8 protein-coding genes are annotated in these 11200 nt (G+C 39.6%); all 8 read right to left on the reverse strand.

Annotation, left to right across the window (positions count from 1 at the left end; all coding sequences use genetic code 11):
• Positions 1-137: 137 nt before the first annotated feature.
• Positions 138-860: a glycosyltransferase family 32 protein gene (locus tag JMX83_RS14195; protein ID WP_201603083.1), complete on the reverse strand. Its 723-nt coding sequence runs from the start codon at positions 858-860 to the stop codon at positions 138-140.
• 91 nt (positions 861-951) lie between these two features.
• Positions 952-1938, reverse strand: coding sequence for a polysaccharide pyruvyl transferase family protein (locus JMX83_RS14200; protein WP_201603086.1), 987 nt, complete (start codon positions 1936-1938; stop codon positions 952-954).
• Positions 1935-3206: a hypothetical protein gene (locus JMX83_RS14205; RefSeq protein ID WP_201603088.1), complete on the reverse strand. Its 1272-nt coding sequence runs from the start codon at positions 3204-3206 to the stop codon at positions 1935-1937. Before JMX83_RS14205 ends, JMX83_RS14200 begins: the two co-directional genes overlap by 4 nt.
• 29 nt (positions 3207-3235) lie before the next feature.
• The gene (locus JMX83_RS14210; RefSeq protein ID WP_201603090.1) at positions 3236-5035 is read right to left on the reverse strand and encodes an ABC transporter ATP-binding protein; all 1800 of its coding nucleotides are present in this window, start codon (positions 5033-5035) and stop codon (positions 3236-3238) included.
• Positions 5036-5170: 135 nt separating this feature from the next.
• The gene (locus JMX83_RS14215) at positions 5171-7168 is read right to left on the reverse strand and encodes a polysaccharide biosynthesis protein (protein WP_201603092.1); all 1998 of its coding nucleotides are present in this window, start codon (positions 7166-7168) and stop codon (positions 5171-5173) included.
• 55 nt (positions 7169-7223) lie between these two features.
• Positions 7224-9491 carry a polysaccharide biosynthesis tyrosine autokinase gene (locus JMX83_RS14220; RefSeq protein ID WP_227675878.1) on the reverse strand — a complete coding sequence of 756 codons (2268 nt, stop codon included), beginning with the start codon at positions 9489-9491 and terminating at the stop codon, positions 7224-7226.
• 25 nt (positions 9492-9516) lie between these two features.
• Positions 9517-9993: a low molecular weight protein-tyrosine-phosphatase gene (locus JMX83_RS14225; protein ID WP_201603093.1), complete on the reverse strand. Its 477-nt coding sequence runs from the start codon at positions 9991-9993 to the stop codon at positions 9517-9519.
• A 9-nt stretch (positions 9994-10002) separates the two neighbouring features.
• On the reverse strand, positions 10003-11094 hold the full coding sequence (locus JMX83_RS14230) for a polysaccharide biosynthesis/export family protein (RefSeq protein ID WP_201603095.1): 1092 nt from the start codon (positions 11092-11094) through the stop codon (positions 10003-10005).
• Positions 11095-11200 lie beyond the last annotated feature (106 nt).

The raw sequence follows: 11200 nt of genomic DNA on the forward strand, positions 1-11200 counted from the left end.
CTGATCTGAACCCTATTGAGAAAAAGTGGGCACAGGCTAAATTTCTACGCCAAGGGTGGATGGAGAATAATCTACCTAAACTGTTTCATGATATGGGCTGTATCGATTTTATAAAGATTTAACTATATATCAAAGCACTAACTAAATATCTTTCTAAGAATACGTAAGTTATTCTTTCCTATTATTTTCTTTATTTTGCTTTTCCTAAGGCTGTTAGCACCGGCCCAAGAGTTACTAAAGTGATGAACGGTATAAGTGTTGGCGCTTGATCTGTCGTGATAATTGATATAGTCAAAAGGGGAAAGCCTGTCTTGTTCTAAAATAATAATATCCTCTCCCTCAAATCTTAACCTTTGATAGCGACCATTTTTCTCTAGTCCAATATCCTCTAGCAATCTTGTAAGCGCTTGCACATTGGTACTGGTATCTAGCTCTCCTGTACTACTTATGAAGCTTCTAGCATGATAACTGTCTAAAAACTGTTTGATAAACGCACTAGACTTCGGTGCAATAATCGTGCTGGTTGCGATAAAATTTAATTCTTCAAAACCGAAAGTGAGCTTGCCTGTTTTTAATAGAGGGTCTAAATTATTACGAACCTCTACATCTGTATCTAAATAAATACCGCCATGATTATAAAGAGCTAATAAACGCGCATAATCGCTAACAAAAGCATACTTTTTAGAATCGTAAGCTTCTCTCACATATTTGCAAACATCTATATCAAAGTTACTTTCATTCCATTCTATAATTTCATATTTTGGTAGCTTTCTTTTCCAGCCTTCAAGGTACTGTAAAACCGAATCTGGCTTAGGATTTTTACCAAACCAGCAGTAATGGATCTTTCTATCAATACTCATCGCTCCATACTCCTTTAGATAAAAAACCAAATACTTGATTAAGATAAAAATCAACCCTCATTTTTCGTAATCTAATTAATAGATTTAACGACTAACTAGATATAACATCATTCTTAATAAACTCCTGACATTTATTCTTCATAGATTTTTTTAGATTTTTATAAAAAATAGGGTTTACCACTCTTGATTTCGAACTTATCTTTCCTTTTATATTAAAACTGTTGCTCACTTTACCTTTAGATCGGTCCACATCCACACGATTGAATAAGTCTGCCAGACCATCTAATCTACATGAGTCAACAAAACTGTCGAAACCATTGATATAAATAACGGGTGTACCTAAAGCAAGACATGGTAGCGCACAGTGAATACGTGACGTAACGACCAGTTTTGCACGCGCATATTTATGTAAGAGCGCTTCTGCCATCGCAAACTTCTGCTCTTCTGTATAAGTTTTTGCTGGTAATTCCTGTTTAATGTAATGTGCTTTTCTCAAAAACTCTCTGGTGAATATTTTTTTGAGATATCTCTTTTTGAGATGCATATTAAAAACATCACCATTGCGAGTCGCTCTTAACAATGATTTGATATCGTAGAAAATGCGCTGCTTGTTTGGGAAACCATATAATGGATCAACGATATAAATATCATTGCCGCGTTCAGAGTCATCAACCCTGTAATTGTCTAACGTCAATGTCAGACAACCTGAAAAATAAGCATCAATACCTTTTGCTTGTAACAAGTTCATCGTGAAATAATCTCGGCAACCGATAGGCTCATTATTTTTTAAAAAGTTAACACCTTTATCATTTAACATATTAGGCGCGGCCGTATTGTTTACGTGAAACGATATAAGTAGCGGTCTTATATTTTTCGATGGCACCCAATTGGTCGTATTGTGTGTAAACCAACCGTTCATAATCAATATGGCCTCGCTGTCTTGATACTCAGCAAGCTTTTCACGATTGATAAAACAATCGACTTGTGGCAAGAATTGCTTAGCAGCAAGGCTTTGAATATAGTCGCCAATATTGAAAGTCTTCTTATTTTCCGTATACGTCATCAGACCATATTTCATCTAAATAGCCCTCTAATTTTTAAGTAGTTTTTGAATGCTTTAGGAAAGGTCGCAATTATTATTCTTTTGCTTTTTGCTGTTTTAGAATCATCATGAACAATCTCTGATAGCAGTGCAGATCTGAGCTTATCTTCTAGTTGTTGTGTGCTATGTTCATAACCTGCAAACTGATACAAGTTATTCGTTTTTAGCAGTGCTAGCATAGGCTCCCAGTCATACCGAATGCCTTCACTAACAAACCCTCCTTCCCATTTTTTCTCAATATCTTTATATAAGTTTTTATCGACATTGAAACCAAAATCGTTAGGGTTGCAACCGAATAACGTTAAGGCAAAAATCGTTCGATAGCATTTTTCGCATTGATTGCAGTTAAGACCATTATTGAATTCGGAATAGCAAACTCGGAGGTTTATTTTTTTGTTGAGCTGCTTTGTATTTTTGACTATCGACTCTACTTTTTCAGTGCGATGCATGTGATAGCAGTCATGCACTACACGAGTATTAGCCCATTTCACATTATTATCTATCTCAGGCATAGACCCCCAAAACACCTTAAAATCCGGCGTATCTGTGGCAGCAATGTATACCGTTCCATAGCCCAGCTTATGGGCTAAAGGAGCAACGGCACAGGTCAATGTCAATCCATGTTGAATCTTACCCCACCAGCCTCCGCCAGAGATGAGCTCCTTTACTCTATAAGAGTAAAAGTCACGGCAATTCATGGCGATATAATGTTTTTGGTTGCGACGCAATAGAACCTCATCATTCACATTGCTCTTAGCAGTCTCCCATTGCTTGGTGTCCTCCAATGGAATGTCTGCTCCTTTTATAAGGATCAAGTCCAAATCATCTTGTTGATGACTAAAGTAAGAAGCATAAGCATCTACCCCACTACTAAATAACATCGCATCCTTTTTGAGCTCTGTATGATTACGCTCTAATTGACTAAAAATAATATTAGATTGTTTATTTGATATCTCTGGAAACTCTTCTATAAAGACTTTCTTAATCTCTAATACCGCTTGATAAAATTGCTCATCAAGTGAATCAACCGTTATGTTGAAGCCAACCAACCAAGATATCGGCAATACATTTGCTAATAATGGGATAATCAAAATACTATCTGGTACGTCTTCGATACTGACGTCATAGTCAATAAAAAAAGGTTCTTTGAAGAATTTTTTTATACTGTCTGAGACTTCATATGAGTACAAAACCCCCTTTCCAGAATTTCTTAATTTGACACTGCTAACTATAAAATCAGACATAATCATATCCCTATAAAAGTACATCAAGCTTAGGCATGCTTAGCCATTTCCTTAAACTTCAGATTACGCACCACAAGCTCTTGATAAGTGCCGTAATCAATAATTTTTCCTTGTTCCATAAAGTAGATAAGGTCACATTTTTCGACCGTCTTTAGGCGATGGGCAATCATAATGATGGTTTTTTGACCACTAAATTCATGAATAGCATCCATTACTATCTTTTCTGTAATACCGTCTAGCGCACTGGTTGCTTCATCAAATACCAGAACTTCTGCCTCATGATAAAGTGCTCGTGCAATACCGATACGTTGACGCTGCCCCCCTGACAACTGAACGCCGCGCTCGCCTACTCTTGTATTGATACCATCTGGTAGCTGCGCCACTAACTCAGATAAGTTGGCTAAAATCAGTGCTCTATTCACTTTGTTCAACGCAATGTCTTTTTTGGGAATACCAAAAGCAATATTTTCCGCAATCGTTCCTTCACTCAAAAAAATACTTTGCGGTACAAACCCTAACAAGTCCTGCCATGCCCGCTTATTTGTAGCGGTAATACGGGTATCATCTATATATAGACTGCCTTGTTGCGGTGTCAGTAGGCCAAGTAATAAATCTATCAAGGTAGACTTACCAGAGCCTGACGAACCTACCAAGCCAATCACGCTATTCACTGGAATGTTCATGTTGACGCCGTTTATTGCCACTCTGTGTTTACCTGGATAACTGAACTCAATATCTTTTAAAACGATGCTTTTTCTTAGGTATATTGGTATAGGTGATGAATCACTATTTATAGGTTTTTGATTATTAAATGCGCGCTCTAAATCTTCTTTGACCGCTTCAAAAGCTGCTATATTTCCTTTGATTTGGGAAACACTAGAATAAATTTGCTGTAATGCGGGCAGTAATTTAAAAGCTGCAAGTGCATAAACTGCCAAAATAGGTAAGACTTCTCCTAAATTACCAGCGTGTAATTTTATCAATAGCAACACCAAAGAAATCATCGCACCAAAAGCTATAAGTTCTATGAAGTAACGTGGTACTTGGCTAATAGCTATATTGGTACCTTGAGCTCGCGCAAACACTTTGCCACTGTTTTGAAAGCTTTCTATAAAATCATGGCTGCGATCCAGTAGTAATACGTCCTTGATACCGCCAAACCCTTCATTCATGAGCCTGAAACGTTCAGTAGAGATCTCTGACAATTTATCTCCATTTGCAGCGAGTTTTTCACGAACCAAGCTATAGAGTAAAAAATATGCTAATGAAAATATAACCAATCCCAAAATAGCTATTAGAGGGTCGTAGATGACGATACTAATAGAGATAAAAGCGGCCAAAACGATCTTTGCATTCATCTGTACAAGCGGCTGCATAATTCCGATACTGATTCGCGCAGCCTCTGTAGATACTTGCTTGGTCAGCTGTGCACTACTACTACTTGCATGGAACTGCCAGCTTTGCTGCATATAATATGTATATAAGAGATCAGCAATCTCTGTACCGATGCGAGCGCCAAAAATCGATAATTTCCAAATGGTAAACATTGAGACTATAGTAGAAACCATCAACATAATCAGAACGAAAAAACCGCTATAGAACAAAAAGTCTGTTGGATTGTTTAAGCCAGATAGTTGGTATATCTCAGCAAAAACTGTATTCGTTTCTAAGATGCTGATATCACCGACCAGCGCCATGAATGGTGCTATAGAAGCAATCCCTAATAGCTCCGTAAAAGCCATTACGACTACTAGCACTTGTAATATATAAAATTGTTTTAGCTGCTTATCTGTCAGCAGTGAAAACAGCTGTTTAATTACTTTTAACATGGTTTACTCAACTACAGCCTGTTTAGTGGAAAAGCTAAATATCAAGGTATCAATGCTCTAATCCCTTGGAATATATAATGTAGACCAATCCTATCACTGCTATTTAACAGCCCTACTTAATATCACTACTACCCCTTAACCAACCACCTCTAATTGTTCTATATTTTTCTTTTCAATTTCAGTGTTATCGCCTTCTTGGTAGCCCTCGACAAAGGTTCTAAACTGTTCTTTCAACCATTCAGTATCTTGCTGTTTTGCTCTTGCGATAAATTCAAATAAAATAGTCTCGATATCTTCTAAAGGACAGCTATGCTCCATAGCTTGCATGATGAGTGGATGAAACGTAGCTTCGATGTTGTCTTCACCGATAATCAACTCCTCATAGAGCTTCTCGCCAGGCCTCAATCCTGTAAAGACAATTTCGATGTCACCATTTGGGTTGCTCGCATCTTTTAGCTCATACCCTGTCAAACGAATCATGCGCTTAGCAAGATCAACGATTTTAACTGGTGCGCCCATATCCAGAACAAACACTTCACCACCAAATGCCATTGCCCCTGCTTGGATAACAAGGCTTGCCGCTTCTGGAATGGTCATGAAGTAGCGTGTTATTTCTGGATGAGTGATGGTAATCGGGCCACCCTGTTCAATCTGTTTGGTAAATAATGGTACGACCGAGCCTGAAGAGCCTAAAACATTGCCGAAGCGCACCATGCTAAAACAGGTTTTGCTGTTGCTTTGACTGAACCCTTGGCAAACCAATTCAGCCAAGCGCTTAGATGCGCCCATCACGTTGGTTGGTCGAACTGCTTTATCAGTAGAGATCAATACAAAGGTTTCGACGTTTGCCCGTATCGCAGCACGAGCACAATGGTACGTGCCTTTGGTATTATTGATGGTTCCCTCAAAAGGATTAGACTCCACAATAGGCACATGTTTGTAGGCCGCCGCATGATAAATCGTGTTTATATGTCTATTTTTGAATATATTAATTAATTTTTTTTCGTTGCCCACGCTCCCGATGATACTAACGATCTCAATATTACGACAATTACTATCATCTGCTACTTGCTTCCTGAGCTCCTGATCTATCGTATATAAGGCATACTCGGACTGTTCGTACAACACTAAACATGAGGGTTTGTTTTTCATTATTTGTCGACACAGCTCGCTACCGATAGATCCACCAGCGCCTGTAACAAGAACATTTTTACCAGTGATGTTTTTTTGCAGTAGTTCTGCGACTGGCTCGACAGTTTCTCTTTCGAGTACATCTAATATGTCAACTGGCCGTATATGACTGACGGTCACTCTCTCATCAGCAAGCTCTCGCAAGCTTGGCAGATCCTTTATCTTGACCGATATACTGGCTAGGCTGTCCATAATTTGCTTTTTGCGCAGACGACTCATAGATGGAATCGCTAAAATCACTTGTGCAACATCACATTTCTCAATGAGCCAAGGCAGAGCATGAGCAGCATAGATTCTTTTGCCATGCAGATAAGCACCTGTTAGCTGTGGATCATCATCGATATATGCCATCACATTATATTTATGAGAGTGTCTCAAGCTTTCTAATAGCTCTCTACCAGCTTCTCCAGCACCATAAATAATTACGTTATCGCAGCAACTGTCTAAGCCCTTCTGCTCATCTGATCTTTTTGATCGTGTCAGCAGTCCACGTATCGCCAGCCGACTGTTCCATAACCAAATAAAAAATAGAAATAAAAATATAATTGGTGCTGAGCGCGGCATTGTCGCCACTATATTTGAATAAATAATGAGCTCATAGACAATAATGAGTAATAAAAATAACTGTAATATACGTCCCATAGCGGCATCAAAAAACCCTCTAGAGGCGCTCTTATAAAAACCTATCAAGTACAAGCTAGCCACTGGAATAAGCGCGTAAAACACCAATCCAGCAAGGCTGATATGATAGTCAATATAACCTTGTCGTAACGCCAATGCAGAGCATAAGCAAAGTATCGAGATTGCAAAATCTATGCTAAATAATATAGAGCACTTGGCAAACCGTGGTAATGACAATAAATACAGAGCCACACGCTTCGACCATCGACTCACGTCATTGGGCGCCTGATAAGCTTCGTTAAACTCTGTTTTTATAAACATAAGACTCACCTACTTAAGTTATGTTACTCATGAGAAGCAGCCGTAAAAAAACAAGTTATTGGGTATGTCCATAAGCATAATGGTAGTTATAACTATACTTATTTATAATGCTCTGACGTACATCGTTGAGGATAATGCCATCTACTTGTACATTGGCTCTGCTCATCTGTTTGATGGCATAAACCAGTTGTCCTTCTACTGAATGATTGAACTTAGTGACAAGTAGTACTTTGTCTGCATGTTGCCCTAATACCATGGCATCTGAAGCCGCTAATATTGGTGGCGCATCAATAACAATATAGTCGTACTGCTTTTTCAACTCTGCCATCAAATGATTGAAGCTCTCTCCTGTCAGTAATGATGTAGGGTTATGAGACTGTCGACCTCGTGATATGAAATCAATATGCTTCATACCAGTTGGTTGAATAAAGCTTTCGAGATTCAATTTAGAGATATCAGTATTGATTTGCGGTTCGCTTACTGGGATAAGGCCAGTTTCATCCTGTAGCAGATAATCAGCCAAACCTTCATGCTGGCTCATGCCAAACATTTTGTGTAGCTCTCCTAAGCGCATATCTCCATCAATGACCAAAATCTTTTTGTTAAGCTGTGAGAACACCTCTGCCAGATTAGCAGTAATAAAAGACTTGCCGACACCCGGACTCTCTCCTGTGATCAGTATCACCTTAGCAGACTGTCCAGCTACCGCTCCTATTGGCATCCCAAATATAAGATTTGTCCTCAAACTCTTAATTGCTTCGTAACTTAAGCCGTTGTGATCCACATGGGCAAGCATACGATCGGTATTTTTTTTGTTTTTACCGAGCTTAGATATTGAGGGGGAGCGTGGAATCGTCGCGATGACAGGTATGCCTGTTTTGGCTTCCAAATGCTCTGGATCTTTTACAACATTTCGAATTAGGTTTTTGAGTAGAACCAATATTATCCCAAGCATGGTGCCTATAAGCACAGTCAGCATGATGATCTGCAGTTTGTTTGGTGCTATAGCATCAAAGGTGCTGGTTGGTCTGTCCAAAATACGAGCATAACCAATTTGACCGGCTTCAACGATTTTGAGTTGTTCATAATTTTTGAGCAGTGTCAGATAGATTTCTCTGTTGAGTGCTGTATCTTCTGATAATTTCAAAAACTCTCGCTGGATTTCAGGCAAGCCAGCAACGGTATTGTCTATTGCTTGCGTCCGACTATTCAGGACTTTGAGCTGCTCATTTATCTGAATGACCATTGGATGCTCTTCAGTATAGTAGGTCGTTAGATCTGCTTTTTTGAGCTTAAGGTCATTGAGCTGTTCACCGATTCGAGACTTTTCATTCAGTAAAAGCTCTGCTTCTTTGCCCACATCAATAGTGCCATATTTTTTACGAAAACTATTAAACAGCGCTTCAGAGTTTTCTAGCTTTTCTTTCAACGCTGGAATTTGCGTTTCCATAAAGGCAAGGGTTTTGGTGGTTTCTTCCGAGCCACGGGATTGGTTTTGATCGACATAGGACTGGACTATCTGATTGAGTATGATAGTAATTTGCTGCTGGTTGGTGCCTATCATAGACAGTTGAATAATACTGGTTTGATCCCCTCTTTCTTCAACAGACAAAGTGCTATTGATAGCATCTGTCGTGGTCTTTAACGTCTGTTTAGTAATATTAATAGGATAGCTATCCGTTGGTAGCTCAGTCACCGTGATATTAATCTGACCATTCAGTCCTTCAAATTGGTGCGGCTGACCAAGTTGACCTTTGAATTCATCAAAGCCATTGCTCAAGATAAATCCCGTTGCAGACCTGATCAACGTAAAGGATTGGTTAAGATACTCAGGTGCTACATCAAATTGCTCAATTTGTACTAGACCGTTTCCCGTGTTGAGCGACACACTATCAGGGGTATTTATTTGCGTATCGATACGATTGTTTTTTATTCTATCGATATATCCAATATTGGGATCTGTCAGTCGAGTACGTAAATTCAATAAATCAACCACAGGCTCTAATATCATGCGCGAACGTATGAGTTCGGCCTCTGTCTCTGCTTTACTTGTTTCTTCTTTGACCAAACCCGAGATATTTTCACCAAGCGCCTCTACGCCTTGCGTGTTTTCTTCGATCTGTATCAGCGCGTCCGATTGGAAAGTTGGATTGACATAGCGGGTATACAGAAAGCCTATCAAGAACCCTAGTAATGCCATGAGTGCGATGATTTTCCAGCCACGCACCAAAACCAAAACCAGCGCCATTAAGTCGATGTTGTCATTGTCTTTTTCGCCCATAGGCATTGATAGGTCTTTTGAATCCATATTATTCATAACCATATACTCATCATTCAATGTTGATCGCTTAATAGCACTCGCTTAGCGTCGAAGTTTGGATTGGCATCGCGTCACTAATTTTGTCATTCCATTGCTCAAGACTATCGACAATATCTTGTCTACTGATCTCAAATACTTCAACGTCAAGCTGGTAAGGGTCGATAATATCTTTATGCAGCCAACAACCGATTCGAAACGTTTTACCACGGCAGTATGGCCATCGACTTTCAATCCATTTGGTTTGCTCGGTTGTCATCGTTAAAATTAAATCTGCCTCTCTCACCAGCGTTTCGCTGATTTGCTTGGTAACATGTGAGCTGATGTCTATATCGTGCCTAGCCATTAATTCAATCGCTGTTGTATCCGCAGAGTGTCCTATTAGTGCGGACAAACCCGCAGATTCGATATGTTTGTCAGAATAGCGCTCAGTCAATAGAGCAGCTGCCATCGGGCTACGACAGATATTGCCAATACAAACGACTAAAATGTTATCAAATGCGTCCATAACTGATACCTATAGTCCTGAGATTACATTGATTGCAGAAGTTGATGGCAGTATCGCGCTAATGATACGGTTCCAGCGTGCCAAGCCTGTTGGGTCAACATAAAGTATGTCATTGGCCTGCATATTAAAACGGCTGGCTAGCGCCAAACTCGTGATGCTCTGCATATCGATATAGTAAATATTAGTGTATTGGTACTGCGGGTTATCGCGAACGATGTATACCTTAGCCGCATTGGCGGTATTGGAATCCAACCCGTTTGACTCGCCCAGCACATGCGCTAAGCTCAAGCCTTGCTCAGGAATAGCAACTGGCTCAATCTTTCCAAACTCTCCCAGTACATAGACTTTATTACGGCTTTGGCTGTTGACGTGAATAGAGTCGCCATCTCGTAGGTATATTTGATTGGCAGACAATCCCATCTGTTGTAACGATTGAAGTCCTAAGTGATAGCTATTACCTTGACGATTCAGTACGATATTATTGGAATCACCAGTCTCAGTTGTACCACCTGCCATAGAGATGGCCCCATATACTGAGATCGGTACATCCGCAATAGCAAACTCTCCAGATTGCTTCACTGCCCCATCAACAAAGAACTTACTGCCACGGTAATTAATAATTTTCACCTGTGGATCTGAGTACTTGAGATAACGTTGTAGCTTACTTTGTAGCACTGCGGTGAATTGCGGTACGCTCATACCACTGGCTTGAATACGGCCTATCAACGGAAACTGTATAAAACCTTGTTGGTCAACGGTCAGGCTAGCAGTTGAGGCGTTAATATCTGGATAGCTGGTAAGGATAATATTGAGCGTATCCCCTTTGGAGATGCCATAGCTGACTCGTCCAGAAGTTTTGATTAGATGATAGAGGTCTTGGTTGGGCATGGGTGCTACTTTGCGGGGCAAGGTCGGCAGACTCAACGGCTGAATATGAAACTGCAAACCGTTTTCCGCAGTAAAAGTACCAGATTCTGGTAATACTCCTGACTGAAGTCCTGAATTAATGGTACAACCAGTCAGCAACCCCATCAAAAATAAGCAAGATATACTTACTGTTAAGAAGCGTCTGTGTACAAAAATGAAATATTTATAAACCATAACAGTTACTCATATTTATATTTGTGAATCAAACCAAACCACCCTAATATACCTATATATTCATAAAAAAGAATGTATTTATTGAATATACTCCTAAACTATAGAC

Source organism: Psychrobacter piscatorii (assembly GCF_904846415.1).
In the GTDB taxonomy this organism is placed as follows: Bacteria; Pseudomonadota; Gammaproteobacteria; order Pseudomonadales; family Moraxellaceae; genus Psychrobacter; species Psychrobacter piscatorii.

Excerpts from the sequence above, each read along its gene's own strand:
- JMX83_RS14195 (WP_201603083.1), bottom strand. The coding sequence starts at position 860 with ATGAGTATTGATAGAAAGATCCATTACTGCTGGTTTGGTAAAAATCCT.
- JMX83_RS14200 (WP_201603086.1), bottom strand. The coding sequence starts at position 1,938 with ATGAAATATGGTCTGATGACGTATACGGAAAATAAGAAGACTTTCAAT.
- JMX83_RS14205 (WP_201603088.1), bottom strand. The coding sequence starts at position 3,206 with ATGTCTGATTTTATAGTTAGCAGTGTCAAATTAAGAAATTCTGGAAAG.
- JMX83_RS14210 (WP_201603090.1), bottom strand. The coding sequence starts at position 5,035 with ATGTTAAAAGTAATTAAACAGCTGTTTTCACTGCTGACAGATAAGCAG.
- JMX83_RS14215 (WP_201603092.1), bottom strand. The coding sequence starts at position 7,168 with ATGTTTATAAAAACAGAGTTTAACGAAGCTTATCAGGCGCCCAATGAC.
- JMX83_RS14220 (WP_227675878.1), bottom strand. The coding sequence starts at position 9,491 with ATGGTTATGAATAATATGGATTCAAAAGACCTATCAATGCCTATGGGC.
- JMX83_RS14225 (WP_201603093.1), bottom strand. The coding sequence starts at position 9,993 with ATGGACGCATTTGATAACATTTTAGTCGTTTGTATTGGCAATATCTGT.
- JMX83_RS14230 (WP_201603095.1), bottom strand. The coding sequence starts at position 11,094 with ATGGTTTATAAATATTTCATTTTTGTACACAGACGCTTCTTAACAGTA.